Source organism: Aliidiomarina quisquiliarum (assembly GCF_023922585.1).
Classification (GTDB): Bacteria; Pseudomonadota; Gammaproteobacteria; order Enterobacterales; family Alteromonadaceae; genus Aliidiomarina; species Aliidiomarina quisquiliarum.
On sequence record NZ_JAMFTN010000021.1, the window covers coordinates 20,846 to 46,537 of the forward strand.

A 25,692-nucleotide genomic window follows, 5' to 3' on the forward strand; every position below is an offset into this window, starting at 1 on the left:
CATAACGTGGGCAACTTGGTCGAGATTAAAGACGTATACTTTAACCGCGGTGAGCGCTCTATTTACGAGGGCGTGTCGTTAGTTATTCCGCGGGGCAAAATAACTGGGGTGTTAGGCCCTAGTGGCAGTGGCAAAACTACCTTGTTACGCCTTATAGGGGCGCAGTTGAAAGCGCACCGCGGGGAAGTATTATTTGGCGGGCAAGACATGGCCAAACTGGGCCGTAGTGCTTTGTATGAAACCCGTAAACGTATGAGTATGCTGTTTCAAAGTGGTGCACTTTTTTCTGAAATGTCGGTGTTTGAAAACGTGGCCTTCCCATTGCGCGAGCATACTAAGCTGCCAGAAAACATTATTCAAACTATTGTAAAAATGAAGCTAGAGTCGGTAGGTTTACGTGGCGCTGGCGGTATGGCGCCTAGCGAACTGTCGGGGGGTATGGCCCGGCGGGCGGCGCTAGCACGTTCAATAGTGCTCGACCCAGAAATGATTATGTACGACGAGCCTTTTGCTGGCCAAGATCCTATTTCTATGGGCATGTTGGTGAAGCTAATAGACGAGCTTAATGCCACCTTAGGCTTAACCAGCATTGTGGTGTCGCACGACGTAAAAGAAGTGATGAGTATTTCTGACCACTTGATTGTAATGGCCAATAAGAAAATTGTTGGTGAAGGTACGCCGCAAGAGTTACGGGAAAATGGTTCGGAATTAGTGCAGCAGTTTTTAACTGGCGCGCCCGATGGCCCGGTGCCATTCCATTACCAAGCAAAGCCCTACCACGCCGACTTGCTAGGAGCCAAGCCATGAGTATGTTTCACCTTTTAGGGCGCAACATATTGAATAATATTCAAGGTGTTGGCCAAGCTACTATTATGCTGGCGCAAGCGTTAATAGGTAAGCCGCAACCACGGAAAATGTTGCCGCTGCTAATTCGCCAACTGTATGTGGTGGGCGTACAGTCGATGCTGATTATTATTATTTCGGGCTTGTTTATTGGCATGGTGCTGGGTTTGCAGGGCTACACTATTTTAGTGGACTTTGGCGCCGAGCAGGCGTTAGGGCCTATGGTTGCATTGTCGCTGCTGCGTGAACTAGGGCCGGTAGTTACGGCACTATTGTTTGCTGGTCGTGCGGGCTCAGCGTTAACCGCAGAAATTGGTTTAATGCGCGCAACAGAACAGCTTTCTAGTTTAGAAATGATGGCCGTTGACCCACTGCGCCGAGTTATAGCACCACGCTTTTGGGCGGGTGTTATTAGCATGCCGTTATTAGCGTTGATGTTTAATGCCGTGGGTATTTATGGCGGTTTTATGGTGGGCGTAGAATGGCTAGGCGTTGACGACGGGGCATTTTGGTCGGTAATGCAGTCGAGCGTGCACTGGCAAGACGACGTAATGAACGGCGTAATTAAAAGTTTAGTGTTTGCCGTTGTAGTTACCTGGATAGCACTATTTAAAGGGTATACGGCAACGCCTACGTCGCCGGGGATTAGCGCAGCAACCACACAAACTGTGGTGTACAGTTCGTTAGCTGTGCTGGGTTTAGATTTTGTTTTAACCGCAATAATGTTTGGGTGATTTATGACAACTCGTACAATGGAATTAATGGTAGGTGTGTTTGCTGCTGCAGCAATTGCCGCGTTGCTTTTTTTGGCGCTACAAGTTGCAAATACGAGCGATTCAACGCGCGGTGAAACATACACCTTAGTGGCTAAATTCGATAATGTTGGCGGCTTAAAAGTGCGTTCACCAGTGAAAGTGGGGGGCGTGTTGGTAGGGCGAGTGTCGGCTATTCAATTAGAAGGCGACTATTACGAGCCTGTGGTAGAAATGCAAATAAGCATGCGTTATAACCGCTTTCCTGAAACCAGCACGGCGTCTATTTTAACTTCGGGCATTATTGGCGAACAATATATAGGCCTTGAGCCGGGCTTTATTGACGACTTTGTTGAAATATTAGGAGATGGTGGAGAAATTCCAAACACCAACTCGGCCATGGTGCTAGAAAACTTAATTGGCCAGTTTTTGTTTAGCCAAGGCGAAAAGTGAGTTGCCATGACAATGCAAAGCGAACAGCCTAATACAGAGTTAACCTTTCGGGCAGAACAAAACCTGGTGCATGTAGCGGGTGCATTGAACCGCGACAGCGTGCCTAAAGCCTGGCAAGAGAGGCACCAGTGGGCGGCGGGTAAAGAAACCTTGGCCTTAGACTTGTCGAAAGTAAATGCGGTGGACTCCGCTGGTTTAGCCATGTTAATTCAGCTAAAAGCCGAATTACAAACCCAGCAGCGCAAACTAACTTTACACAACGTAAACAAACAGCTGGTGGCCTTTGCCGCAGTGAGTGGTGTTACTGAGCTGCTTTCGTTAAGCTAGAGCTTATTGCTTGCAGCACCACAGCTGCCGTGTAAATTCGTTATTGATAAAAGTATATAAAGGGAGCCGAATGGAACCGTCTGACATTGAAGAGCTATTAACAAAAGAACTGGGCCTTGAAGAAGTTCATGTAAAGGCTGAGGGTACGCACTATCAGGTTATTGCCGTGAGTGAAGAAATTGCGCAATTAAGCCGAGTAAAACAGCAGCAAATGATTTATGCACCGTTAAATGACAAAATTGCTGACGGTACAATTCATGCCCTTTCTATTAAAGTGTTTACTCCGGAGCGCTGGCGCCGAGAAAAGCTTTTAAATATGCCAGGCTAGGGCGTAAATTAATGGAAAAGTTTATTGTTAAAGGCGGCGCCAAGCTTGTTGGCGACGTTCGCATTTCGGGTGCGAAAAACGCTGCCCTACCTATTCTACTGGCTTCTTTATTGGCCGACGAGCCGGTAACTATTCATAACGTACCCTTATTGCAAGACGTACAAACGTCGTTGAAATTACTTGAGCGTTTGGGTATTCCCCATGTGCGCGAAAGCCACGACAGTTACACCATACAACCAGGTAAAAGCCATGGTCATGTAGCCCCTTACGACTTGGTGAAAACCATGCGGGCGTCGGTGTTAGTGCTTGGGCCTTTGTTAGCTAAGTGTGGTGAAGCTGAAGTGTCGTTACCGGGCGGCTGTGCTATTGGCGCACGGCCCGTGAACTTGCACATTGAAGGTTTGCGCCAAATGGGTGCCGACATTGTGGTTGAGCAAGGCTACATTAAAGCTAAAGCGCCACAAGGGTTAAAAGGCGCGCACTTGCTCATGGACATGGTAAGTGTAACGGGCACAGAAAACCTCATGGCTGCAGCCACCTTAGCCAAGGGTGAAACCATTATTGAAAACGCCGCCCGTGAGCCTGAAGTAGTTGACCTAGCCAATTTTTTAAATGGTTTGGGTGCCGATATTCGCGGTGCAGGTACCGACACCATACGTATTCAAGGCGTGCCACGCTTACATGGTGGTGAATACCGCGTAATGCCTGATCGTATTGAAACGGGCACTTTTTTAGTGGCTGCCTTAGCTACCGGTGGCCATGTGCGCTGTACCCATACAGACCCAAGCTTGCTAGATGCAGTATTGAAAAAACTAACGGAAGCCGGTGCCGACATAACCCGTACAGCCACTACCATAGAACTACGCAGTACGGGTAAGCCTCGTTCAGTAAATATTATTACTGCACCTTACCCAGCGTTTCCCACCGATATGCAGGCGCAATTTACCGCCCTAAATGTTATTGCCGAAGGAACTGGTTGGGTGCGTGAAACTATTTTTGAAAATCGCTTTATGCATGTGCCAGAACTAAAGCGTATGGGTGCCGACATAGATTTAGAAGGCAATACGGCTATTTGTCGTGGTGCGGCTAAACTAAGTGGCGCACAGGTAATGTGTACCGACTTACGCGCTTCGGCGTCGTTAGTTATTGCTGGGCTTGTGGCGGAAGGCGAAACGGAAGTTGAACGTATTTATCATATTGACCGCGGCTACGAGAAAATAGAAGAAAAGTTACGCGCACTAGGTGCTGACATTCAGCGGGTTCAAATGTAGTTGTTTGGCACCTAGGTTAGTGTTCAGGTAAGCGTAAGTGTTGAATAACTGCTTCGGTAACGAACTGTTCTTGCTCACGAATAAAGTGAATGCGTAATTTTGAACCAGGCCGCGCGGCGGCTACAAGATCGAGGGCTTGGTTCAAACTTTCTAGGGGTATGTCGTTAATACGAAAGACAAAGTCATTCGGCTTTAAATTGGCCAATTCTGCGGGGCTGTTCGGTTCAACCCGCTCTAAAACTATACCAACCATATTCAATTCTGAATGAAAACCTTGCCGTGCTTCTACCCCAAGGTAACCACGGGTAACCGAGCCTTCAGCAATAATCTGCTCCATAATACGTTCGGCTAAATGATAGGTAACCGAAAAAGAAATACCGGTTAATTCTTCCCCTTGCTGAGATAAATAGCGACCACTGTTAATACCTACCAATTCACCTCGAGAGTTTACTAAGGCGCCGCCCGAGTTACCTTCGTTTATTGATGCGTCCATTTTTATAAATTCAGAGTAGCCATTTTCAGGGTTGGTGCGGCCGGTAGCCGACACAATGCCTTGGGTAACGGTTTGGCCCAAATTATAGGGGTTGCCAATAGCCAGTACCACGTCGCCAACGCGGGGAGTGTAGTTGTCGTTACGGGGAATAACCGCCAAGTTGTCGGCTTCAATACGCAGTACGGCTAAGTCGGTGAGGCTATCGCTACCAATAAGTTGAGCACCAAATACACGGCCGTCTTGTAAGGCAACACGAATTAGATCAACGTCGGACACCACATGGCGAGCGGTAAGTATAAAGCCGCGAGAATTCATAATAACGCCCGAGCCAAGGCGTAAAGTAGAGGCGTTTTGTAAGGGCCAGCGCGGATTGCGAATAGACTGCGTAGTATAAATGTTCACCACTGCTGGCGCTGCTAGTTCTACCGCGTCGGCGAAGCTTATTAATGCTGGCTGTGTGCTAGTGTGAACAGGAGCGGTTGGTTGGTTGACCAGAGGTAAAGCCACAATAACCAATGCAGCAACAATAAAGCCAACAAGAGCAGGCTTTATAAGGTATTGAGTAAGTGCTGACTGGCGGAATTTGGGCATTAATTATTTTATGTTAAGAAATTATTGGCTGATCTTAACATTGAAAAGGGAGCGGAGGTAGGTTTCCGCTCCCAGAGTTAGTTAAAGTTTATTTAATTGGGCAGTAACAAGTAAAGCTGGCGGTTGCCCCGCACAATTGTTAATGCCGTAACGCCCTTACTGCGTTCTAAAACGGCGCGTAATTCAGTTACCGTATTCGTTGGCTGACGATTTACTGCAATAATAATATCGCCGGTTTCTAAACCAATTTGTTCGGCAGGCGACTTTGACTCAATGTCGCTGACCCGCAAACCGCTGCCATTATTAGTTTGCAAGGTAGCGCCGCGAAGGGCTTCGTGCATTGATTCGGCAGTAATGGCCTTGTCGGCTTCACTTAGCTTCACCGGTATGTTTATTTCGTGACCGTCGCGAATAACACCTAGGGTAATATCACGGCCAGCACCAGCAGCGCCTACTTTGGCAGCAAGTTCTGACATGGATTGAATAAGCGTACCGTCGATGCTAATTATAACGTCGCCGGCCTTAATGCCAGCTTGTTGTGCGGCGCTGTCTTGAATAACTTCACTTACCCAAGCACCGCGGGTACGTTTAATGTCGAGAGCGTCAGCAAGCTGTTGGTCAAGGTCGCGGCCACGCACACCTAAAATACCACGGCGTACTTCACCGAACTCAAGTATTTGGTCTACAAGGCTTTTCATCATGTTTGAAGGTATAGCAAAGCCAATACCAATATTGCCTGTTGAGCCTAAAATAGCAGTGTTAATACCAATAAGGCGGCCATTAAGGTCGACTAAGGCGCCTCCAGAATTACCGCGGTTAATTGCCGCGTCGGTTTGAATAAAGTTTTCTAAACGATCGACCCCGAAGCCCCCTCGGCCAAGGGCTGAAACAATACCTGAAGTGACGGTTTGACCTAAGCCAAAGGGGTTGCCAATGGCTATGGCGAAGTCGCCTACCCGAAGTGCGTCGGAGTTAGCAAGTGGCAATTCTTTAAGGTTCTCAGGCTCATTGAGTTTGAGTAAGGCAATGTCGGAATCAGGATCGGCACCTAGTACGGTGGCGGTAAAAGTACGGCCGTCGTTCAAGGTTACGGTAATGTCGCTGGCACTGTCGACCACGTGGTTGTTGGTAACCACATACCCTTCGCGGGCATTAATAATAACGCCTGAGCCAAGCCCTTGAAAAGGTTGTTCGCGCACTTGTTCTTGTTGGCCAAAGAAATGCCGAAAAGCATCGGGTATGCGTTGCCGGGTAACCCGAGTGCCTTCTACGGAAATATTAACCACGGCAGGAGTTGCTTGTTCTAGCATAGGGGCTAGTGTTGGGGTGCCATTTTGCTGTGATAACTGGGCAAAAGGAATTTGTGCATACGTGAAGGTAGAAAAAGATAAGGCTAAAAAAGCCACTAGAATATGAAAACGTTTCATAGCATGCGGTACTCCACTAAATAAAATCAACAAGGTTTACTTAAACGAGTTGCGGCGATAAGCCTACATAAACTATAGGTGTGCTGCTTATTAACAGACTGATAGAAGCAAGATAAGTTCTGATAAAGTGAAATTCAAGCGTGCTGATAAGAAAAACCCAGCACGAGGGCTGGGTTGTATGGGGTTAGTTTACTCTTTGGGTTTAATAGGTGAAAACAACCCGCTGCCTGGTTCTGAATAGTCGCGAGGGGCTTCGTCGTGACGACCTTCGCTTGTTTTACGGCGCTCTGGCTCGGGCTCCAGCAGGTTCGATTGACGCAGCTGCTTCATGGTGCCGTCGGAAAAGAAAGGTAACGGCTGCTGCCATTCTTTTTCGCTTTGCAGGAAGTTTTCACTTTCGCCCAGAAAGCGACTGAGCTTGCTTTGAATTTCTGTTACTTGTTCAGACAGTTGCAATGCCGTTGCCATGTGTTCGGAAACATCACGACGGTACGCGTCGAACTGCTGTTTTGTGTCTTCTAGTTGCGCAGCCAAGCTTGCTGAGTGGCCACCTTTGCCAAGCCAAAAGCGACTGGCAAAAAAACCAATAATAGCACCAGCAATGACTAATAAAATTCCGATAAGCCATCCCATTGTATTTCTCCTTACCGCCGTGGTTCGTGTACTGTGTTTAATGGTATCATGTATTTTTCCAATCAGTCGTCAGATGTCAGGGTATTTTTTCTTCATGAGTGAACCAGCGGCGCAGTTAATGCCGAGCAACGACGATACGCCTTTGGCGTTGTACCAGCAAGACCTTGAGAAAAACGGGTTTAGTTACGATAAAGCACAAGAACAGGCGGTGCTACACTTGCAGCGCCTGTACGACGACTTAATCACGAAACCGGGCCGACGAGTGCGGGTGCGGCGTAAAATTAAGCGTGTGCTTACGGGCAAGCCGCAAGGTAAAAAGGTAAAAGGGCTTTATTTTTGGGGTGGGGTGGGCCGTGGTAAAACCTATTTGGTAGACACCTTTTATAACGCTTTGCCTTTAGAACGGAAATGGCGGGTGCATTTTCACCGCTTTATGCAGCGCGTGCATGAAGACCTAAAACACTTAAAGGGGCGGTCTGATCCTTTAGCTGTGGTGGCTGAAAAACTAGCAAGTGAAGCTCGAGTTATTTGTTTCGATGAATTTTTTGTGCAAGACATTGCCGATGCAATGATTTTAAGTACGCTTTTGCAAGAGCTATTCAAACGCAATGTAGTGTTAGTGGCCACGTCGAACATTGTGCCCGACGACCTATATAAGAATGGCTTGCAGCGAGCACGGTTTTTACCCGCTATTGAGCTTATTAAAGAACATTGCGACGTGGTTAACGTAGATAGCGGCATTGATTACCGTTTGCGTACTCTGGAAAAAGCTGAAATATACCACTGGCCGCTAGACGCACAAGCCGACCGTAACCTAGTAAGTTACTTTTGCGATTTAACCACCGGCAGCGATGGCGTAGAAAAAATGGTAGACTTAACCATTAACAATCGCAGTATTCACGCTCGCATGGCCGCCAACGATGTGGTGCTGTTCGACTTTAGCGATATTTGTGAGGGCCCCCGTAGCCCGTATGACTACATTGCTATTGCACAACAGTATCAAGCGGTACTAATTAGCAACGTGAAAATTATGCACGCAGACGCCGACGACACGGCACGGCGCTTTATTGCTTTAGTGGACGAGTTTTATGAGCGGCGGGTGAAGCTGATTATGTCGGGCGCAGCGCCAATAGAAAGCCTTTACCAGGGCAGCCGTTTAGCTTTTGAATATAAACGCTGTTTAAGTCGGTTATTGGAAATGCAGTCGCAAGAATACTTAGCGTTAGCACACAAAGCGTAAATAGAAGGTGATCTTCTGCCGCGCTTTCAGTATAATCCCGCGCAGCCCACGTTACTTCCCCTGCGTTATCCCAGCGCAGTTGGCCACAGGGCCACGGGAAAATTATTGGCATACTCGCGGGGAAGCCCGGAGCAGCCTTGGCTAAATTCATGAATTCTAGGTAATCTAAGCATGAAAACTTTTGTTGCAAAACCAGCAACCGTTAAACGCGACTGGTTCGTTGTTGACGCTGCAGGTAAAACTCTTGGTCGTATTGCGACCGAAATTGCCGTACGTTTACGCGGTAAGCATAAGCCTGAGTACACCCCACACGTAGACACAGGTGACTATATTATTGTTATTAACGCTGAAAAAGTTACCGTTACTGGTAACAAAGCAAAAGACAAAATATATCACTCACACAGTGGTTACCCAGGTGGTTTGAAGTCGATTAGCTTTGAAAAGCTACAGGCTAAAAAACCAGAAATGATTATTGAAGCCGCCGTTAAAGGTATGCTGCCACGTGGTCCGTTAGGACGTGACATGTTCCGTAAACTAAAAGTTTATGCGGGACCAGAGCACAACCACAGCGCACAGCAACCTAAAACCCTTGATATTTAATGGAGCAGATGACTATGGCAGATACTCAATACTACGGTACAGGTCGTCGCAAAAGCTCTACAGCGCGGGTTTTCCTGCGTCCGGGTAGCGGTGCGATTCAGATCAACAACAGCACAATCGAAGAATACTTCGGTCGTGAAACAGCGCGTATGGTTGTTCGTCAACCACTTGAATTGCTAGAAATGGCAGACAAGTTTGACGTATATGTTACTGTTGCAGGTGGTGGTACGACTGGCCAGGCGGGTGCTATCCGTCATGGTATTACTCGTGCACTTATGCAATATGACGAAACCCTACGTGGTGAATTACGTAGCGCGGGTTATGTAACTCGTGACGCACGTAAAGTTGAGCGTAAGAAAGTTGGTTTTGCGAAAGCGCGTAAGCGTCCACAGTTCTCAAAACGTTAAGCCTTTCTTTTCTCGCTTCAAAACCCAGCTTTGGCTGGGTTTTTTATTGCCACCACACTGGGAATAGCCTTGTAAAGAGCCGGGCTTTTCTTTATTATCGAGAAGCATTTTTTTTTGTCGCGAGTATTATGTACTTGTGCTGCGGATGATTCCGCACAGCGTCCAATACTGGAGAAAGATGGATGAGCAATGCGCCTGTAGATAAAGGCCGCCGCCGATTTTTAACTGTTGCTACCTCTGTTGTAGGTGCTGCAGGTGCAGTCGGGGCCGCCGTACCTTTCATTGCTTCCTGGAACCCAAGTGCGAAAGCCCGAATTGCGGGTGCACCGGTGGAAGTGAAGATTAATAAAATAGAGCTTGGCCAACTGGTTCGTGTTGAGTGGCGGGGTAGTCCGGTGTGGATTATTCGTCGTACAACCGAAATGCTAGACAGCCTAAGTACAACTGAAAACCGCTTGCGTGACCCGGATTCAAAAGTGCCGCAGCAGCCTATTTATGCACAGAACCAATACCGTTCAATTAAACCCGAGTGGTTTGTTGCAGTTGGTATTTGTACCCATTTAGGTTGTTCGCCACAGTTCATTCCGAGTAAGTTTGCTGAAGCAGAAGGTGTTGAAGCTGGTTTCTTCTGCCCGTGCCATGGCTCACGCTTTGACATTGCAGGGCGCGTGTACCAGTCGGTTCCTGCACCTACGAACCTGGTTATTCCGCCATATTACTTTGTTGACGACGACACGGTTATTATTGGTGTAGACGAGGGAGCAGCATAATGAAACGTATAATTGACTGGATCGACGAACGGATTCCGTTTACGAATACCATGAAGCTGCACGTGACCCAATACCCTGCACCGAAGAACTTTAACTTCTGGTACATTATGGGCTCGCTGGCCATTGTTGTGTTGGTTAATCAAATAGTAACGGGCATTTGGCTAACCATGAGCTATGTGCCAACAGCAGAAGGTGCGTTTGCCTCCGTTGAATACATCATGCGTGACGTAGAATACGGCTGGTTGCTGCGCTATATGCACTCAACGGGTGCGTCGGCCTTCTTTATTGTGGTTTATTTACACATGTTCCGAGGGTTAATGTACGGTTCGTACCAGAAGCCACGGGAGCTGTTGTGGATTTTCGGCATGCTCATTTTCCTCGTGCTAATGGCTGAAGCCTTTATGGGCTACATGCTACCTTGGGGGCAAATGTCGTTCTGGGGTGCACAGGTTATTATTTCTCTGTTTGGTGCTATTCCAATTGTTGGTGACGAACTAACCACTTGGATTCGCGGTGACTATGTTATTTCGGGTGCCACGCTAAACCGATTCTTTGCTTTGCACGTTATTGCATTGCCATTGGTATTGGTTATTTTAGTTTTCTTACACTTAATTGCGTTGCACGAAGTGGGTTCGAACAACCCAGACGGTGTCGAAGTAAAACGTAAGAAAGGTTCTATACCAAAAGAAGAACAGTCGAAATTTGAGTTTCACAAATATTACGCAGACAAATACGACATTGTTGACTCGATTCCGTTCCACCCTTACTACACGGTGAAAGACTTAGTCGGCTTGTCGGTATTCCTTATCTTGTTTGCATTGGTAATATTTTATGCACCAACAATGGGTGGCTTCTTCCTTGAAGGTCCAAACTTCGAGGCCGCCGACCCAATGCGTACGCCTGAACATATTGCGCCGGTTTGGTACTTTACCCCGTTCTATGCAATTTTAAGGGCGGTACCAATTAAGTTGCTGGGTGTTATTTTAATGTTTGGCGCAATAGTACTGCTGTTCTTGTTGCCTTGGATTGACCGCGGTAACACGCGTTCAATGCGCTACCGTAGCGGTTGGCACACTTTGAACATAGTGCAGTTTGTTATTAGCTTCATTGTACTAGGTTACCTAGGTGTGAAGCCGGCAACAGACTTGTACACCTTGATGGCGCAAATATTTACCTTCTTATACTTCGCGTTCTTTGTGTTCTTATGGTTTTACAGTAAGAATGAAAAAACCAAGCCTTTACCGGAGAGGTTGACGAAATGATGAAGCGATTTCTTCTTGCGGTGACCTTTTTGCTACCGTCGGCTGTATTTGCAGCCGGCCCAAGCATGTCACTTGATAAAGCAAACTACGACCTAACCGACAATGCTTCATTACAGCGTGGTGCACAAATTTTTGTGAACTATTGTATGGGCTGTCATAACGCACAATACCAACGCTATCAGCGAACCTTTGAAGACATTGGTATTCCGTTAGACTTAGGTGAAGAGCTACTGCAGTTTACTGGTGATGGTGTTGGCGCGCACATGGTGTCGGCAATCGACAAAACGGCTGCGGCAGAATGGTTTGGTTTAACCCCACCAGACTTAACCTTGGTTGCTCGGGTTCGTAGTCCGGACTGGTTATATACTTTTTTCCGTAGTTTCTACGTAGACGAGTCGCGCCCCTTTGGTGTGAATAACGAAGTTTTTGAAAATGTGGGTATGCCCTGGATGCTTGAAGAGCTGCAAGGTACACCACGAAAAGTTTGGGAACGTCGTATGGTCGACGGCGAAATGCGTGACGTGTACGCAGGTATTCGTGCCGACGGTAACGGACGCCTTAGTGCTGATGAATTTGATCAGGCCATGCTCGACTTAACCAATTTCTTGGTTTATGTGGGCGAGCCAGTGATTTTAGAACGTCAACGTTTAGGTTTCTTTGTTATTGGCTTCCTAATTGTATTATTAGTCCTAACCATGTTACTCAAGAAAGAGTACTGGCGGGATGTTAAGTAAGCCATTCCAACGTATTACACGGCTGGAATGACCGGGGGCGTATAGCGCCCCTTTGCTGTTAGCTAATGTGGAGAAAAACATGGCTACTTCTGCCAATAAACGTTCAGTTATGACCCTTTACTCAGGCCGTGAAGACCTATTTAGCCACCAAGCACGTATTGTGCTGGCTGAAAAAGGCGTCACTTATGAGATCAGCTTTATCGACGACGGGAATATCCCGGAAGATCTACAGCAATTGAATCCTTACCCTGATAACGTGCCCACGCTGGTTGATCGTGAGCTCGTTATTTATAACTCGCGTATTATTCTTGAATATTTAGATGAGCGCTTTCCTCATCCACCATTGATGCCAGTTTACCCTGTTAGCCGCGGGAACAGCCGCCTAATGATGTATCGCATTGAGCGTGACTGGTACGCTTTAGCAGACACTATTTTAACGGGCACTAAAAAGGAAGCGGAACAAGCTCGCCAAGAGCTACGAGAAGGAATTCTTTCTCTAGCTCCTGCGTTTGCCGACCAACCGTTTTTTATGAGCGACGACTTTACTTTAGTTGACTGCTACTTAGTGCCGTTGTTATGGCGCTTACCAATTTATGGTATAGAGCTTACCGGCGCTGGGGCGAAAGAAATTCAAGGTTATATGTTACGCCTGTTTGATCGTGAGTCGTTCCAAGATTCGCTTACGGAAGCCGAACGCGAAATGGGCAAGGCCTAGTTGTTATGCAAAGTATGAGCCCGAAGCGCCCTTATCTTGCACGTGCGCTGTATGAATGGTTACTCGACAACGAGCTAACACCACATGTGGTGATTGACGCCAGTTGGCCAGGTACTGAAGTGCCGCAAGAATTTGTGCAAGACGGGCAAATTGTATTAAACATTCACCCCGACGCCACAACAGCGTTTCAAATGGGTAATGTCGACATACAGTTTCAGGCTCGCTTTGGCGGTGTACCACGCCGAATAGTGGTTCCCTATGGTGCGTTACTGGCTATTTATGCGCGGGAAAACGGTGCTGGCTCGATTTTCGAGCCGGAAGCCGTTTATGAAGACCCTACAGCTGAGTTGCTTCCTAATGCACCGCAGGGCAATAACTTAAAGTCGGTAGACTCGCTTATTGATGAACCAGACCAAGGTGGCGGCGACGACGACAAGCCACCACCACGTGGGCGACCACAATTAAAAGTTATTAAATAAAAAAACAGCCTAGGGGCTGTTTTTTTATTTGTGCCAGAGTAGCTAAAAACTAATTTACGATATTAAATACCCGCACCACGCGTTTTACCCCAGACACATTGCGCGCCACTTCTACAGCGTGTTGAGCAATATTTTCTTCGACTATGCCAAGTAAAAACACATTGCTATTTTCGGTTATAACTTTAATGCCTGAAGTGTCGTAGGTGGTGTCGCGTAAGAGTTGGCTTTTTACCCGAGTGGTTATCCAGGTGTCTTTAGAGCGGTCGGTTAAGGTAGCAAGATTACCCACTTCAAGTTCATTGAATAGGTTTAAAGGTGCCCCAGCTTCATGAGCTACACGGCCCGCCCGTTGCTTTAACGATTCGTTAATAACTTGGCCAACCAGTAACACATCGCCGTTGTAAGCAACAACAACAATGCGTTGGCGGCTTAAGTCTTCATCGTCGCTAATAGCTTGTAAAACGCGCAAACGTTGGCCGGTATCGTCTATTTGGGTATTTACCTCGCGGCTGTCGAGTAACACGGAAGTACCAGCTACCACTCCGCCCACTGCAATTGCAGTACAGCCCGATACAATGGGTAAAACAACTGCAAGAATTAAGGTACGAAAAATTGTCATGGTTAAACCCCTTGGAAAATACTTGCTTCAATGGCATCGCAGAAAGTTTGAGCCAGAAACAGCTGTTGTTCAATAATGCGAGCACGAACTAATGATGGAATTCTAATTTCTATATCAAGAGCGCCTAGTAAACCAGTAATTTCACCTGGATCGTCGCCACTAATAGTAATTATGCTCATGTCGCGCGCTACTGCTGCAGTCATTGCCTGATGAATACGTTCGTTTTGGGTTTGAGTAACAAACACCACTAACACGTCGCCGGTGTTGCCTAATGCAGTTACTTGGCGCGCAAAACATTCTTGTGACAATTCTCCTTGAGCCTGACCAACTAAGTGAATAGCGGCAAAAGGAGGGCGTTCAAGGGCACAACCATGTAGCATTAGCTCGGCAAATTGGGCAGCAATAAAACTATTGCTTTCGTCGCCACAGGTAAACACATTGTTACCCGCTAATAAGGCTTGCACCAATTTGTCGATGGCAGCAATAACGGGCGGGCCAATACTGTCGGCTGAAGCAACTTGTATTTGAATACTTTCATTAAATAAATTTTGTACAGTTTCCTGCATACTTAAAAAGCGTCCTTTAACCATTCAATTTGAAAAGGGGCACCGGTAATAGCAACTACATCGAAGCGACACGCGGTTAGGTGCTCTACAATACCATGTTGAAGCATAAAAAGTTGCGCAGAGCGGCGTATACGTTTTAATTGGCGTTGATCAATTTGCTCAAGAATAGCTGCAAAATGGCTATTACTACGAAATTTGACCTCAATAAATACAAGATAGTTCTTATCTCGCATGATGAGATCGATTTCGCCGTCGCGTAGTCGATAATTACGAGCAACAAGTGTAAGACCTTGTTGGGTTAAATAGTCAACTGCAGCATTTTCGTGTTTAGTTCCTACGTCGCGGCTGGACATGTTGTAATGGCTCCAAGCTGATATGGTCACCATCAAACATAGCCCAAGAAAGTTCGCGTACAAGGGTATGGCCATGAATACGTAATTGCCCACTGAGCCCGTTGTATTCATAGCCATTTAAATGTTGCATGAGGGCTAACCGTGGAGCAATACGAATGCTGTCGTAGCCCATGGCAGTTAACCGTTGCTCGCTACGCGACCAGCCACGAATTAGCGCTGTAAGTTGCGTATGCAAGGCTTGCTGTGCGTGCTGGGGTAACAACCAAGGCGCGTCGGCAAAGCGTATACCGGCCAAGTCGGACTCACCTTGGGTGCGAGCCTCTTCGTTTACTGTTGAGTTAGCATATACGGGAATAGGGCTGGCAAAAGAGCTTAAACTCACGTTAATAAAAGGGTTCAATAACCTTGCTTGGCTTGCGTCGCCTAATAGGTAAATAGCGTCTATATCTTGGCGGCTGCGAAAGTCCATTTCAATTTTACTGCCAGGAATTAAGCTTTCTAGCCGTGCTTTACGGTCTTCGCTTTGGGCGACTTTTAAGTTATTGCGCACTAAATTACGCATTTCAGCACTGGTGGCATAGAAGCCAGTACGAATATGGCCAGTAGGTTGTTGGTTATGCCAATAGCGGGAAAACAAGTCGGATAGTTGCCTGCCGCGGTTGGTGTCGGGGCCTAGCAATAAAATACCCTGATAATTTTTTTCTTGCATGGCGGCGGCTGCGGCTTGGGTTTCTGCAGCAATGTCGAGGGCAAAGTAACTGCTACCTGCGGGAATGTCGCCTTCAGGAGCATGGTTTAAGGCCAATTGTAGCCATGGGTGGTCGGTATATTTAAACACCCGTTCTACCATGGTGCGGTCGAGCGGGCCAATAACCAGTTGGGTATTTAATTGTTCTAACCGACTGATTATTTGTTCATCGGTAAACTGGTTGGTGTCGATAAAATGTACGTCTTCTTGGCCCTGTTCAGCTAAAGCCGCTAAAATACCGTAACGCACCGCATGGCCTTGTTTTTCAAACGGACCAGTAAGCGGCAGCAAAACAGCAACTTGTTGTGGCGGCGTAGTAATTGCCGGAGTTGTTATTAGCTGGTGCACAATACTACCGGCCAAGTGTTGCGGGAAGTCGCGCTGCCATTGTTCTAACGCGCTAAGAATACTGGTTTGTTGGTCGAGTGCAGCAGTTAGCCGAGCCAGCAAACTATACCAGCCCTGAGCGTTCTGATTATTAGAGCGCGGCACGTTGCGCCAAACATCGGCGGGGACATTACGTAAATGAAACCAAATTTGCTCAGTAAGGGGTTCGCCGGTTAAATAAGGCTCTAATTGAATAAGTTGTTCGCCAGCACGAAAGTGTTGCTGTTGGGCAGCGGCGGCTTGGTAGTTTAAGCGCATTAACTGAGTGCGTTCTTGGCGCGTGGTGAGGCGCTGTTCAAGGTCGGCAATATTCAGCATTACATTGGGCCAGTCTTCAATGGCTGCATGGAAACGTGCTTTTTGCATGCGCAGTTGTGCAATATCGTCGGGGCGTAAATGAATGGACTCAATATCAATAAGAATAGCCCCGGCGTGATGGGGTTGGTTATTGTCTAAAAATGCGGTGGCCGCGTGCAGCAAATTTAGCTGTACAGCATGCTTGCTATGGGCAGCATGAGCAGCGGCCAACCATTGTTGAGCACTTGGTTGGGCAGGGTCTTGGGTTACTTTTGCTTGAACTACAGGCGGCAGTTCGGTTGTTTTAGGTGTGCTGCCACAACCTAAAAGGGTAAATACAGCGATGCACATCAACAGCTTCTTTGGCACAATGCAGTTCTCTTCCGTTATCAGCTAGGCTCTACTATAAACCGCTAAGCGGTTACAGACAAACAGAGGTACGTAATGAACCCGGGTATTTTGTATATTGTTCCTACTCCAATTGGTAATTTAGCTGATATGACCCAGCGCGCGCAGCAGGTACTAGCCGAAGTGAGCGCAATTGCTGCCGAAGACACACGGCATTCACGGGTGTTACTTGACCACTACGGTATTCAAACGCCTATGTTTGCGCTGCATGAACATAATGAACGGCAAAAAGCCGCGGCACTGGTAAAGCGCTTAGAAGGCGGCGACTCTATTGCCCTTATTTCTGATGCGGGCACGCCATTAATTAGCGACCCCGGCTTTCCGTTAGTGCGGGCCTGCCGAGCAGCAGGTGTACAAGTGGTTGCTTTACCTGGGCCTTCAGCGGTAATTACGGCATTGTCGGCCAGTGGTTTGCCCACCGACCGATTTTTGTATGCAGGGTTTTTACCGGCCAAACAACAAGCGCGGCTAACGGCACTGACTGAATTGCTCGACGAGCCGGCCACCCTAGTGTTTTATGAGGCACCAAGACGCATAGTTGACACTTTAACAGCGGTAGTAGAGGTGTTTGGTGCAGAGCGCGATGTAGTAGTAGCACGGGAAATTACTAAACAATTTGAAACCTATTTAGTGGGTACAGCTTCTGAGGTGCTGGCGCAAGTACAGGCAGACCCCAACCAACAGCGGGGTGAAATGGTGCTGATTATTGCCGGAGCCGTTCGGGCTGCAGACGCTATACCTGCCCCAGCGCTGCAGTTATTGGCCACCTTAAGTAAAGAGCTAGCGCCAAAAAAAGCCGCTAAAATAGTTGCCGGCCATTATGGGTTAAGGGCGAACGAGCTATATAGAATTGGTCTTGAGCAGGCTTAGCTTTACATAGCCAGTTGGAGCACCCTGGTGTATACTTTGCCGCGGAGTCAGCCAAGGCAATCGCTGCTTGTTGCTAATTTAGGTTTACCTAAGCTGCAGCAAGGGGAGGAAAGTCCGGGCTCCATAGGGCAGAGTGCCAGGTAACGCCTGGGCGGCGCGAGCCGACGACTAGTGCAACAGAGAGCATACCGCCGATGGCCTACCTTAGGGAAGGCACAGGTAAGGGTGAAAGGGTGCGGTAAGAGCGCACCGCGTGACTGGTAACAGTTCATGGCACGGTAAACTCCACTCGGAGCAAGACCAAATAGGGATCCTTGGGGCGGCCCGCTTCGGATCCGGGTAGGTTGCATGAGGCTATGGGCGACCATAGTCCTAGATGAATGATTGCCCACGACAGAACCCGGCTTAATGGCTGACTCCACCTTCCTTTTATTACCTTTCGATTACCTTTCGTATAGTTCTTGCCAACCCCAGCGGCACAAAATGCTGCTTTGGCTTCCACATTACCCCACCTAAGCGGTTGTTTTGCCAAATTGCGTGTTGGCAAAGGCGTAGCTTGCTGACTAAAGTTCTTGTTTTATCTTGACAGGTGATCAATGAGACACCTAGACTGTGTAGTTGTGGGGAAAAGTGGAGAATAGTGGATCTGTCATGGATCCCAGAGATGAACACTATGTTTCGTGGAGCAAGCTTAATCAATTTAGACGACAAAGGTCGCTTAGCCATTCCAGCTAAGTACCGTAATTTGCTGTCGCTAGATTGTGAGGGGAAATTAGTGTGCACGATTGATATCAAGCAACCGTGCCTGCTGCTGTACCCGCTTCCCGAATGGCAAGTAATCGAACAACGCCTTGCTGGACTTTCTAGCATGATCCCCGCTGAGCGTCGTATGCAACGTTTGCTTCTTGGTTATGCCGAGGACTGTGACATGGATAAAAGCGGCCGGGTACTTATTGCCCCAACGCTTCGTCAACATGCCGGATTAAATAAAAAGTTAATGCTGGTAGGCCAGCTAAACAAGTTTGAAATTTGGGATGAGCAAGCGTGGCACGAGCAAGTTGCCGCAGACATGGAAGCTGAATTAGCAGACGACAACATAATAAGCGAACGACTAAAAGACTTTACACTATAATGGCGCAGACACCGCAACATATACCGGTTTTACTCGCCGAGTCGATCGACGGATTGGCGATAAAGCCTGACCAGCTATACATTGACGCTACATTTGGCCGTGGCGGACACAGCCGTGCCATATTGAGCAAACTAAATGCAGAAGGGCGCTTAATTGCGCTCGACCGCGACCCAGCCGCTGCGCAAGCTGCCCAACAGCTTGCCGATGACCCACGCTTTGAATTCATCCACACTCCATTTTCTGCTTTGGCCCACATCATTGCAGAACGAAACTTAACGGGTAAAGTAGCCGGCATTTTATTTGACCTTGGTGTGTCTTCCCCACAATTAGACGACGCTGAGCGTGGCTTTAGTTTTATGAACGACGGCCCGTTAGATATGCGCATGAACCCTGAACAAGGGCAGTCGGCCGCAGACTGGCTAGCACACGCCAGCCAAGACGAAATGGCCGACGTGTTTCGCCAATTAGGCGAAGAGCGTTATGCGGGCCGTATTGCACGAACCATTGTTGAACGCCGAAGTGAGCAACCACTTACGCGCACATCTGAGCTGGCTAACCTTGTGGCTGAAGTAAGCCCTTCACGAGAAAAAAAGAAGCACCCAGCTACCCGTGTATTTCAGGCCGTGCGTATTCATATTAACCGCGAACTAGAAGAAGCTAGCAATGCCTTAGATGCCGCCGTGCATGCCTTACAGCCGGGTGGCCGAATAGCAGTTATTAGTTTTCATAGCTTGGAAGACAGGCTAACCAAACTGTTTATGCGCAAGCACAGCCAGCGCGAACAATTACCGCCGGGCTTACCCTTGCGGGAAGACCAAATAGCAGACCATCGCACTTTGAAAACAGTTAGCAGAGCAATTAAGCCAAGCACGGAAGAAGTGAAGCTAAATCCTCGATGCCGTAGTTCGGTATTGCGTGTGGCGGAGCGGTTGCCATGAAACGACTGCTCTTACATACGCAACTAATAAAAGACGTAGGGCGCGACTTAGTGCGTTTCCGAGGTTTGTTATTCTGGACAGCGCTGGCAGTGGTCAGCGCTTTTGTGATCGTATACCAGGCGTATTTGTATAGGGATTTAATGGCCGAGCGGGAAGTTTATTTTTCTGAGCGCGACGCCTTAGATGTGGAATGGCGGCATTTAATTGTGGAACAAAATTCCTTGTCGGAGCACAGCCGCATTAATCGCTTAGCGCGCCAGCAATTAGGTTTGCAGCGCCCCAATGAGTTGCAGGAGGTGCTGGTGCCATGGCGTTAAAGCGTAACCAGAAAATTTTGCGACCAGAAGCACTTAAGGGGCGTTTTATATTTGTCACTGTGTGCTTGGGCTGCATGTTTTTTGCGCTTATTGCGCGGGCTGCATTTATTCAAGTAATTGCCCCGGACCGTTTGGTGCACGAAAGCGATTTACGTACGGTAAGAGTAAGTGAAGACCGCGTACAGCGAGGCAATATTACCGACCGTAATGGGGTTGAACTAGCCGTAAGCGTACCGGTGCATACGGTTTGGGCTGACCCGAAAGTTATCCATGATACCAATAGCTTAGCCGACACCCGCCGGTGGGCAGCTTTAGCCGAAGTGTTTAATGTACCCGTGGCGCAATTATTAAGTAAAGTTGACAATCCGGAACGCCGATTCGTGTACCTTCAGCGTATGGTAACACCAGGTGTAGCGCACTATGTGGCGCAGTTACGTATTCCTGGTGTGTCTTTAAAGGAAGAGTCGCGACGGTTTTATCCGACGGGTGAAATTTCAGCCCATATTATTGGTATTACGAATATTGACGGCCAAGGGCTAGACGGCATTGAAGCCGTGTTTGACAGCTATTTAACCGGTACCTCTGGGCAGCGACGTTACCGCCGTGATGGCTCGGGCCGTGTGGTTGAAGATATTGAAGTAACGGCATCGGAATTACCCCAGTCGATTCGTTTAAGCATTGATCAGCGGGTACAGGCTATGGCTTATAAGGAATTGAAAAAAGCGGTGAGCTATCACCAAGCTACGTCGGGCTCGGTGGTAGTGGTAAATGTACATACAGGTGAAATTGTGGCCATGGTGAATAGTCCTTCATATAACCCGAATAACAGAACCGACGTGCAACAGCACCAGTTGCGCAACCGAGCAATATCGGACAGCTTCGAACCAGGTTCAACGGTAAAGCCCTTGGTTATTTTAGGGGCCTTACAAAGTGGCGACTTCAACGCGGAAAGTGTGATTAATACCAGCCCAGGCTGGATGACGGTGGGCGGCCGGCGAGTGCAAGACGGTCGTAACGAAGGCGAATTAAACTTAGCGGGCATTTTATCGCGTTCAAGTAACGTGGGCACGTCTACTTTAGCGTTGCATATTGGCGTAAACGAATTACTGGAAAACTATTATGCGGTTGGCTTTGGCACCGACACCGGGTTAACCCTATTAGGCGAAAGCATGGGCCAAATGCGCCACCGTAGTCGCTGGTCAGACTTTGAAGTTGCGGCCTTGTCGTATGGATATGGCTTAAGTACTACTACGGTACAGTTGGCACAAATGTATGCCATTTTAGGCAGCGGCGGTATTAAACGGCCGCTAACCGTGTTAGCACAAGACAAAGAGGTGCTAGGACAGCGTGTGTTTGAGCAGGAATTGGTAACAAACGTAGTACAAATGCTTGAGCAAGTAACCCTAGACGAAGGTACTGGGCGCCGCGCGCGAGTGCCGGGCTTCCGGGTGGCGGGCAAAACGGGCACTACCCGTAAGGCTATTGCTGGTGGCTATGGCGACGAATATGTAGGCTTATTTGCTGGGCTTATTCCAGCGTCGCGGCCTGAACTGGCCATAGCCGTGATGATTAACGAGCCAGCAGGCGACAACTACCACGGTGGCACCATAGCTGCGCCGGTGTTTTCGTCGATTGCTGAGCAAGCGGCACGAATTTTAAATTTAAACCCTGACAACATTCAAGGCCGCGATATACGCGTGGCTGGGTTTGCCAGAGGTGCGCACTAATGCAATTACAACAACTACTAAAACACGTTAAAGAGCCTTTGCCGAATGTTCAGCTGAGTGGGTTAAAGCTTGATAGCCGCAAAGTAGCAGCAGGCGATGCCTTTATTGCCATTCCAGGCTACGACGTAGACGGCCGTAACTTTATTAGCGCCGCCATTGCCGCAGGGGCCAGTGTGGTGCTGGCGCAGGGGAAACAATTTACGGTTAGTATGGAAAACCAAGTGCCAATTGTAACTTTGCCCAATTTAGCCATGCAGGTGTCTGACCTTGCCGGCCGGTTTTTTGCCACGCCGTCGAAAGCCTTGCGTTTAACAGGTATTACCGGCACCAATGGTAAAACCACAGTAAGCCATTTGCTGGCACAGCTATGGCACGAAATAGAGCCACCTGCGGCAGTTATTGGTACCGTAGGCAGCGGCTTAATGAGCCAACTGTTACCAGAGCAACTAACTACACCCGACCCTGTAACAGTGCAACAACGCTTGGCGGCTTTTGTGGCGGAAGGAGCGCGTTCGGTAACCATGGAAGTGTCGTCGCATGCCTTAGCCCAAGGGCGAGTGGAAGGTTTGCACTTCAATACGGTAATAGCCACTAACGTTAGCCGCGATCACTTGGACTACCACGGCACCATGAAAGCCTACGCAGCTGCTAAACAGCGTTTGTTTACCGACTTTCCAGCGCCCATTCGCGTACTAAACGCCGACGATAAAATAGTGTCTAGCTGGGGTTCGGTAGACGATTTTTGGTTCAGCATGAATCAGCATTATTTAGGTCAGCCGCATACCTTAGTGGCGTCGGACTGGAACTTTAAACAAGACACCACGCGCTTAACCCTAAATTGGGAACACGAAAGCATTCGGGTGGAAAGCCCGTTGCTCGGCGAATTTAACATTGCCAATGTGTTAGCAGCTGCTACGGCAGTTATAGCTGCAGGCCATACTTTAGCAGAAGTAGCGGCATTAATTGGCCGCTTAGAAGCAGTGCCTGGGCGTATGGAAACTTTTCAAGTGCCCAATGGGCCTTTAGTTATTGTGGACTATGCCCATACCCCCGACGCTTTAAAGCATGTGCTAACGGCGGCACGCAATCATTGCTTTGGCACGCTATGGTGCGTGTTTGGCTGTGGTGGTGACCGTGACCGAGGTAAACGCCCGCAAATGGGGCAAGTTGCGGCGAAATATGCCGACTTATGTGTGGTGACCGACGACAACCCTCGCACCGAAGACCCGTTACAAATTATTGACGACATTATTACTGGTATGCCCCATGGCACCAACTATAAACGCCACCCTGGCCGGGCCGACGCGGTTCGTTATGCTATGACCAATGCTGGCCCGAACGACGTTATTGTGTGTGCTGGCAAAGGCCATGAAACCTACCAAGTAATTGGTAGCCGCAGCCACGATTACGATGAACGTGCACATGTGGCCTTGCTTGCCGAGGAGTTACGCCATGATTAAGGTGTCGCTACAGTGGATAACCGAACAACTAGCTGGGCGCTTAGTAATTAGTGCAGGGAATGAAGCAGCGGCGGCCGCACTGAGCATTAGCAATGTCACCATTGATAGCCGCCAAGTAGCGCCTGGCGATTTATTTATTGCCATTAAAGGGCCAACATTTGACGGCCACGATTATGCTGCGCAAGCCTTAGCACAAGGAGCTGCCGCGGTGGTGGTAAGCCGCGATATGGGCTTGGCTGGGCCACAGTTGTTGGTTGAAAACACCCGTTACGCCCTTGGCCAATTAGCCGCAGCAGTGAAGCAAAAAGTGGCCCCAATAACCATTGCTATTACCGGTAGTAGCGGCAAAACCACGGTAAAAGAAATGTTGGCTACTATTTTACGGCTGCATTTACAGGGTGCAGGTGAAGTGCTTGCCACCGCAGGGAATTTTAATAACGACATTGGCGTACCGCTAACCCTATTACGGCTAACCTATGAGCATAAATATGCGGTGCTTGAACTTGGTGCCAACCACCGCGGGGAAATAGCCTACACCACAGGGTTAACCAAGCCCAACGTGGCATTAATTAACAATGTGGCGCCCGCCCATGTGGAAGGTTTTGGCGACATTTGTGGAGTAGCACGAGCCAAAATGGAAATATTCCGCGAGCTCGACAGTACCGGGGTGGCAATTACGCCGGCTCATTCCGACTTTCACGACTTATGGGTTCGTGAACTACAAGGTAAAAACCATTGGGTGTTCGCGACCAGCACGAACGGCTCGGTTGAGCAAAGCGGCGCCAAAGTTTGGGCGGAAGCAGTACAAATTGACAATAAAGGCTGTGCCGAATTTGAGCTGCGCACAGCCACAGCACAAAGCCCAGTTAAATTAGCTGTACCTGGGGTGCATAACGTAAGTAATGCCTTAGCAGCGGCATCTTGTTGTTTGGCAGTAGGTGTTCCTATGGCCACCATAGCCAGTGGCCTAAGCAGTATTAACCCGGTTCCTGGGCGTATGTGGGTGCATGAAACCGGTACTGGCTTACGTGTTATCGACGATACCTATAACGCCAACGTAGGCTCGGCCCGAGCGGCTATTGATGTGCTACGGACCTTGCCCGGACACTGTATTTTTGTATTGGGCGACATGGGTGAGCTTGGTGCCGACGCCCGTGCGTACCATGAAGAAATTGGTAATTATGCGTTACAAGCGGAAGTAAATGAGCTTTACACCGTAGGGGTATTAAGCCAAAGCGCCAGTGACGCCTTTAGCGGCCAACAAAACGGCCATCATTTCGATAATAAAGAAGCATTAACGGCGGCATTATTAGAACGAGTAGCGGCAGTACCAGAGCTCACCATATTAGTAAAAGGATCGCGCAGCGCCCAAATGGAACGCATTGTTGAAGCGTTACTGGCACATACAGAACAACAAAAAAAACAGCGAGGGGAAACCACATGCTAATTTGGCTTGCGGAATATTTACAAGCTACGGTTGCTACGGGGTTTAACGTATTAACCTACATAACCATGCGGGTGATTCTTAGTATTTTAACCGCGCTAACAGTGTCTTTATGTTTAGGCCCCTGGCTTATTCGTTCGCTACAAAAATTACAAATGGGGCAGGTGGTGCGCGACGATGGGCCACAAAGTCACTTAGCTAAAACAGGCACCCCGACTATGGGCGGGCTGCTTATTTTAGGTACTATTTTATTGTCGGTGCTGTTATGGACAGACCTAAGCAACCACTATGTGTGGGCGGTTATTACTATTTTAGTGGGTTTTGGTGCGGTGGGCTTTATAGATGACTATCGCAAAGTGGTACGCAAAGACACCCGTGGCTTACCCGGCCGCTGGAAGTATTTTTGGCAGTCGGTAATAGCCGCAACAGTAGCTACTTACTTGTATTTTCATGCTGCGCAACCAGCGGAAACAGCCCTGCTAATTCCGTTTTTTAAAGACATAATGCCGCAGTTAGGCCTGTTTTATATTGTGTTGGCTTATTTTGTCATGGTGGGTACTAGCAATGCGGTGAACTTAACCGACGGGCTAGACGGTTTAGCTATTATGCCAACCATTATGGTAGCAGGTGCCTTAGCGGTGTTTGCGTACGTAACGGGGCACGTTAATTTTGCTGCCTATTTGCATATTCCTTATATTCCGGAAGCCGCAGAACTAACCGTAGTGTGTGCCGCCATTGTGGGCGCAGGGTTGGGCTTTTTATGGTTTAACACTTACCCAGCACAAGTATTTATGGGCGACGTAGGCTCGCTGGCGCTAGGTGGGGTGCTGGGCATTGTCGCTATTTTAGTCCGCCAAGAATTAGTGTTGTTAATTATGGGTGGTGTTTTTGTAATGGAAACCGTGTCGGTAATGTTGCAAGTAGGCTCTTACAAATTGCGCGGTAAGCGAATTTTTAGAATGGCGCCTATTCACCATCACTATGAATTAAAGGGCTGGCCCGAGCCACGGGTTATTGTGCGTTTTTGGATTATTTCGCTTGTGTTGGTTGTGGTTGGTTTAGCCACGCTAAAACTAAGATAGTAAAAAGGGAAGCTTGCAA

29 protein-coding genes and 1 other RNA gene are annotated in these 25,692 nt (G+C 48.3%); 23 read left to right on the forward strand and 7 right to left on the reverse strand.

Translation table 11 applies throughout. The features are described from left to right. Positions 1-6 precede the first annotated feature (6 nt). From M1L23_RS08100 to murA, 6 genes are all read left to right on the forward strand, one after another. A complete protein-coding gene (locus tag M1L23_RS08100) occupies positions 7-807 on the forward strand; it encodes an ATP-binding cassette domain-containing protein (protein WP_252626827.1) in 801 nt (266 codons plus the stop codon). Further along, positions 804-1,577, forward strand: a complete 774-nt coding sequence (gene mlaE, locus M1L23_RS08105; protein ID WP_252626828.1) for a lipid asymmetry maintenance ABC transporter permease subunit MlaE — start codon at positions 804-806, stop codon at positions 1,575-1,577. The genes M1L23_RS08100 and mlaE overlap by 4 nt, the downstream gene beginning before the upstream one ends. Before the next feature lie 3 nt (positions 1,578-1,580). Continuing rightward, a complete protein-coding gene (gene mlaD / locus M1L23_RS08110) occupies positions 1,581-2,048 on the forward strand; it encodes an outer membrane lipid asymmetry maintenance protein MlaD (RefSeq protein WP_252626829.1) in 468 nt (155 codons plus the stop codon). 6 nt (positions 2,049-2,054) lie between these two features. Beyond that, positions 2,055-2,375, forward strand: a complete 321-nt coding sequence (locus M1L23_RS08115; protein ID WP_252626830.1) for an STAS domain-containing protein — start codon at positions 2,055-2,057, stop codon at positions 2,373-2,375. A gap of 70 nt (positions 2,376-2,445) precedes the next feature. Continuing rightward, positions 2,446-2,703 (forward strand): BolA family protein, encoded by a 258-nt coding sequence (locus M1L23_RS08120; protein WP_252626831.1) that lies wholly within the window; start codon positions 2,446-2,448, stop codon positions 2,701-2,703. Positions 2,704-2,714: 11 nt separating this feature from the next. Continuing rightward, entirely contained in the window at positions 2,715-3,974 is a 1,260-nt protein-coding gene (gene murA, locus M1L23_RS08125) for a UDP-N-acetylglucosamine 1-carboxyvinyltransferase (protein WP_252626832.1), read from the forward strand. Between the two features lie 16 nt (positions 3,975-3,990). Here murA and M1L23_RS08130 read toward each other — a convergent pair whose 3' ends face one another. From M1L23_RS08130 to M1L23_RS08140, 3 genes are all read right to left on the reverse strand, one after another. Continuing rightward, the gene (locus tag M1L23_RS08130) at positions 3,991-5,058 is read right to left on the reverse strand and encodes a trypsin-like peptidase domain-containing protein (RefSeq protein WP_252626833.1); all 1,068 of its coding nucleotides are present in this window, start codon (positions 5,056-5,058) and stop codon (positions 3,991-3,993) included. A gap of 92 nt (positions 5,059-5,150) precedes the next feature. Continuing rightward, entirely contained in the window at positions 5,151-6,485 is a 1,335-nt protein-coding gene (locus tag M1L23_RS08135; RefSeq protein ID WP_252626834.1) for a DegQ family serine endoprotease, read from the reverse strand. 189 nt (positions 6,486-6,674) lie between these two features. Next, complete coding sequence (locus M1L23_RS08140; RefSeq protein ID WP_252626835.1) at positions 6,675-7,118, reverse strand: Z-ring associated ZapG family protein; 444 nt, start codon at positions 7,116-7,118, stop codon at positions 6,675-6,677. A gap of 94 nt (positions 7,119-7,212) precedes the next feature. Between M1L23_RS08140 and zapE the strand changes: the two genes are divergently transcribed. The 8 genes from zapE (at position 7,213) to M1L23_RS08180 (ending at position 13,325) form a co-directional block, all read left to right on the forward strand. After that, positions 7,213-8,358, forward strand: coding sequence for a cell division protein ZapE (zapE, locus tag M1L23_RS08145; RefSeq protein WP_252626836.1), 1,146 nt, complete (start codon positions 7,213-7,215; stop codon positions 8,356-8,358). Between the two features lie 171 nt (positions 8,359-8,529). Then, positions 8,530-8,958, forward strand: a complete 429-nt coding sequence (gene rplM, locus M1L23_RS08150) for a 50S ribosomal protein L13 (protein ID WP_252626837.1) — start codon at positions 8,530-8,532, stop codon at positions 8,956-8,958. A gap of 14 nt (positions 8,959-8,972) precedes the next feature. Then, on the forward strand, positions 8,973-9,365 hold the full coding sequence (gene rpsI / locus M1L23_RS08155; protein ID WP_252626838.1) for a 30S ribosomal protein S9: 393 nt from the start codon (positions 8,973-8,975) through the stop codon (positions 9,363-9,365). 182 nt (positions 9,366-9,547) lie between these two features. After that, positions 9,548-10,135, forward strand: a complete 588-nt coding sequence (gene petA, locus M1L23_RS08160) for a ubiquinol-cytochrome c reductase iron-sulfur subunit (protein ID WP_252626839.1) — start codon at positions 9,548-9,550, stop codon at positions 10,133-10,135. After that, positions 10,135-11,397: a cytochrome b gene (locus M1L23_RS08165; RefSeq protein ID WP_256473695.1), complete on the forward strand. Its 1,263-nt coding sequence runs from the start codon at positions 10,135-10,137 to the stop codon at positions 11,395-11,397. Before petA ends, M1L23_RS08165 begins: the two co-directional genes overlap by 1 nt. Continuing rightward, complete coding sequence (locus M1L23_RS08170) at positions 11,397-12,131, forward strand: cytochrome c1 (protein WP_252627120.1); 735 nt, start codon at positions 11,397-11,399, stop codon at positions 12,129-12,131. The genes M1L23_RS08165 and M1L23_RS08170 overlap by 1 nt, the downstream gene beginning before the upstream one ends. A 79-nt stretch (positions 12,132-12,210) precedes the next feature. Further along, on the forward strand, positions 12,211-12,846 hold the full coding sequence (sspA, locus tag M1L23_RS08175; protein WP_252626840.1) for a stringent starvation protein SspA: 636 nt from the start codon (positions 12,211-12,213) through the stop codon (positions 12,844-12,846). A gap of 14 nt (positions 12,847-12,860) precedes the next feature. Then, positions 12,861-13,325 carry a ClpXP protease specificity-enhancing factor gene (locus M1L23_RS08180; RefSeq protein ID WP_252627121.1) on the forward strand — a complete coding sequence of 155 codons (465 nt, stop codon included), beginning with the start codon at positions 12,861-12,863 and terminating at the stop codon, positions 13,323-13,325. Between the two features lie 49 nt (positions 13,326-13,374). On the opposite strand, the gene M1L23_RS08185 is transcribed toward M1L23_RS08180, so the two are convergent. From M1L23_RS08185 to M1L23_RS08200, 4 genes are read right to left on the reverse strand one after another with little or no spacing between them, the layout of a single operon-like run. Beyond that, the gene (locus tag M1L23_RS08185; protein WP_252626841.1) at positions 13,375-13,944 is read right to left on the reverse strand and encodes a BON domain-containing protein; all 570 of its coding nucleotides are present in this window, start codon (positions 13,942-13,944) and stop codon (positions 13,375-13,377) included. A gap of 2 nt (positions 13,945-13,946) precedes the next feature. Continuing rightward, positions 13,947-14,510, reverse strand: coding sequence for a D-sedoheptulose-7-phosphate isomerase (locus M1L23_RS08190; protein WP_252626842.1), 564 nt, complete (start codon positions 14,508-14,510; stop codon positions 13,947-13,949). Between the two features lie 2 nt (positions 14,511-14,512). After that, positions 14,513-14,863, reverse strand: coding sequence for a YraN family protein (locus M1L23_RS08195; RefSeq protein ID WP_252626843.1), 351 nt, complete (start codon positions 14,861-14,863; stop codon positions 14,513-14,515). After that, positions 14,838-16,646, reverse strand: coding sequence for a penicillin-binding protein activator (locus M1L23_RS08200; RefSeq protein WP_252626844.1), 1,809 nt, complete (start codon positions 16,644-16,646; stop codon positions 14,838-14,840). The genes M1L23_RS08195 and M1L23_RS08200 overlap by 26 nt, the downstream gene beginning before the upstream one ends. Before the next feature lie 93 nt (positions 16,647-16,739). On the opposite strand from M1L23_RS08200, the gene rsmI reads away from it, so the two are divergent. The 9 genes from rsmI (at position 16,740) to mraY (ending at position 25,673) form a co-directional block, all read left to right on the forward strand. Continuing rightward, positions 16,740-17,573, forward strand: a complete 834-nt coding sequence (gene rsmI / locus M1L23_RS08205; protein WP_252626845.1) for a 16S rRNA (cytidine(1402)-2'-O)-methyltransferase — start codon at positions 16,740-16,742, stop codon at positions 17,571-17,573. Positions 17,574-17,616: 43 nt separating this feature from the next. Next, positions 17,617-17,997: RNase P RNA component class A (gene rnpB, locus M1L23_RS08210), an RNA gene on the forward strand. 249 nt (positions 17,998-18,246) lie between these two features. Then, positions 18,247-18,705 carry a division/cell wall cluster transcriptional repressor MraZ gene (mraZ, locus tag M1L23_RS08215; protein WP_252627122.1) on the forward strand — a complete coding sequence of 153 codons (459 nt, stop codon included), beginning with the start codon at positions 18,247-18,249 and terminating at the stop codon, positions 18,703-18,705. Continuing rightward, positions 18,705-19,643, forward strand: coding sequence for a 16S rRNA (cytosine(1402)-N(4))-methyltransferase RsmH (rsmH, locus tag M1L23_RS08220; RefSeq protein WP_252626846.1), 939 nt, complete (start codon positions 18,705-18,707; stop codon positions 19,641-19,643). The genes mraZ and rsmH overlap by 1 nt, the downstream gene beginning before the upstream one ends. After that, a complete protein-coding gene (gene ftsL, locus M1L23_RS08225) occupies positions 19,640-19,960 on the forward strand; it encodes a cell division protein FtsL (protein ID WP_252626847.1) in 321 nt (106 codons plus the stop codon). Before rsmH ends, ftsL begins: the two co-directional genes overlap by 4 nt. Beyond that, positions 19,951-21,687 carry a penicillin-binding transpeptidase domain-containing protein gene (locus M1L23_RS08230; RefSeq protein WP_252626848.1) on the forward strand — a complete coding sequence of 579 codons (1,737 nt, stop codon included), beginning with the start codon at positions 19,951-19,953 and terminating at the stop codon, positions 21,685-21,687. Before ftsL ends, M1L23_RS08230 begins: the two co-directional genes overlap by 10 nt. Further along, complete coding sequence (locus M1L23_RS08235; RefSeq protein WP_252626849.1) at positions 21,687-23,147, forward strand: UDP-N-acetylmuramoyl-L-alanyl-D-glutamate--2,6-diaminopimelate ligase; 1,461 nt, start codon at positions 21,687-21,689, stop codon at positions 23,145-23,147. The genes M1L23_RS08230 and M1L23_RS08235 overlap by 1 nt, the downstream gene beginning before the upstream one ends. Further along, positions 23,140-24,594: a UDP-N-acetylmuramoyl-tripeptide--D-alanyl-D-alanine ligase gene (locus M1L23_RS08240; RefSeq protein WP_252626850.1), complete on the forward strand. Its 1,455-nt coding sequence runs from the start codon at positions 23,140-23,142 to the stop codon at positions 24,592-24,594. Before M1L23_RS08235 ends, M1L23_RS08240 begins: the two co-directional genes overlap by 8 nt. After that, entirely contained in the window at positions 24,588-25,673 is a 1,086-nt protein-coding gene (gene mraY, locus M1L23_RS08245) for a phospho-N-acetylmuramoyl-pentapeptide-transferase (protein WP_252626851.1), read from the forward strand. Before M1L23_RS08240 ends, mraY begins: the two co-directional genes overlap by 7 nt. Positions 25,674-25,692: the final 19 nt, after the last annotated feature.

Coding starts and splice junctions, on each gene's coding strand:
- murA (WP_252626832.1), top strand. CDS start 2,715: ATGGAAAAGTTTATTGTTAAAGGCGGCGCCAAGCTTGTTGGCGACGTT.
- M1L23_RS08235 (WP_252626849.1), top strand. CDS start 21,687: ATGCAATTACAACAACTACTAAAACACGTTAAAGAGCCTTTGCCGAAT.
- mlaD (WP_252626829.1), top strand. CDS start 1,581: ATGACAACTCGTACAATGGAATTAATGGTAGGTGTGTTTGCTGCTGCA.
- M1L23_RS08165 (WP_256473695.1), top strand. CDS start 10,135: ATGAAACGTATAATTGACTGGATCGACGAACGGATTCCGTTTACGAAT.
- M1L23_RS08170 (WP_252627120.1), top strand. CDS start 11,397: ATGAAGCGATTTCTTCTTGCGGTGACCTTTTTGCTACCGTCGGCTGTA.
- M1L23_RS08135 (WP_252626834.1), bottom strand. CDS start 6,485: ATGAAACGTTTTCATATTCTAGTGGCTTTTTTAGCCTTATCTTTTTCT.
- petA (WP_252626839.1), top strand. CDS start 9,548: ATGAGCAATGCGCCTGTAGATAAAGGCCGCCGCCGATTTTTAACTGTT.
- mlaE (WP_252626828.1), top strand. CDS start 804: ATGAGTATGTTTCACCTTTTAGGGCGCAACATATTGAATAATATTCAA.
- mraY (WP_252626851.1), top strand. CDS start 24,588: ATGCTAATTTGGCTTGCGGAATATTTACAAGCTACGGTTGCTACGGGG.
- zapE (WP_252626836.1), top strand. CDS start 7,213: ATGAGTGAACCAGCGGCGCAGTTAATGCCGAGCAACGACGATACGCCT.
- M1L23_RS08230 (WP_252626848.1), top strand. CDS start 19,951: ATGGCGTTAAAGCGTAACCAGAAAATTTTGCGACCAGAAGCACTTAAG.
- M1L23_RS08200 (WP_252626844.1), bottom strand. CDS start 16,646: ATGTGCATCGCTGTATTTACCCTTTTAGGTTGTGGCAGCACACCTAAA.
- M1L23_RS08130 (WP_252626833.1), bottom strand. CDS start 5,058: ATGCCCAAATTCCGCCAGTCAGCACTTACTCAATACCTTATAAAGCCT.
- M1L23_RS08115 (WP_252626830.1), top strand. CDS start 2,055: ATGACAATGCAAAGCGAACAGCCTAATACAGAGTTAACCTTTCGGGCA.
- M1L23_RS08180 (WP_252627121.1), top strand. CDS start 12,861: ATGAGCCCGAAGCGCCCTTATCTTGCACGTGCGCTGTATGAATGGTTA.
- M1L23_RS08120 (WP_252626831.1), top strand. CDS start 2,446: ATGGAACCGTCTGACATTGAAGAGCTATTAACAAAAGAACTGGGCCTT.
- rplM (WP_252626837.1), top strand. CDS start 8,530: ATGAAAACTTTTGTTGCAAAACCAGCAACCGTTAAACGCGACTGGTTC.
- M1L23_RS08195 (WP_252626843.1), bottom strand. CDS start 14,863: ATGTCCAGCCGCGACGTAGGAACTAAACACGAAAATGCTGCAGTTGAC.
- M1L23_RS08185 (WP_252626841.1), bottom strand. CDS start 13,944: ATGACAATTTTTCGTACCTTAATTCTTGCAGTTGTTTTACCCATTGTA.
- mraZ (WP_252627122.1), top strand. CDS start 18,247: ATGTTTCGTGGAGCAAGCTTAATCAATTTAGACGACAAAGGTCGCTTA.
- M1L23_RS08140 (WP_252626835.1), bottom strand. CDS start 7,118: ATGGGATGGCTTATCGGAATTTTATTAGTCATTGCTGGTGCTATTATT.
- rsmI (WP_252626845.1), top strand. CDS start 16,740: ATGAACCCGGGTATTTTGTATATTGTTCCTACTCCAATTGGTAATTTA.
- rpsI (WP_252626838.1), top strand. CDS start 8,973: ATGGCAGATACTCAATACTACGGTACAGGTCGTCGCAAAAGCTCTACA.
- rsmH (WP_252626846.1), top strand. CDS start 18,705: ATGGCGCAGACACCGCAACATATACCGGTTTTACTCGCCGAGTCGATC.
- M1L23_RS08240 (WP_252626850.1), top strand. CDS start 23,140: ATGATTAAGGTGTCGCTACAGTGGATAACCGAACAACTAGCTGGGCGC.
- sspA (WP_252626840.1), top strand. CDS start 12,211: ATGGCTACTTCTGCCAATAAACGTTCAGTTATGACCCTTTACTCAGGC.
- M1L23_RS08190 (WP_252626842.1), bottom strand. CDS start 14,510: ATGCAGGAAACTGTACAAAATTTATTTAATGAAAGTATTCAAATACAA.
- ftsL (WP_252626847.1), top strand. CDS start 19,640: ATGAAACGACTGCTCTTACATACGCAACTAATAAAAGACGTAGGGCGC.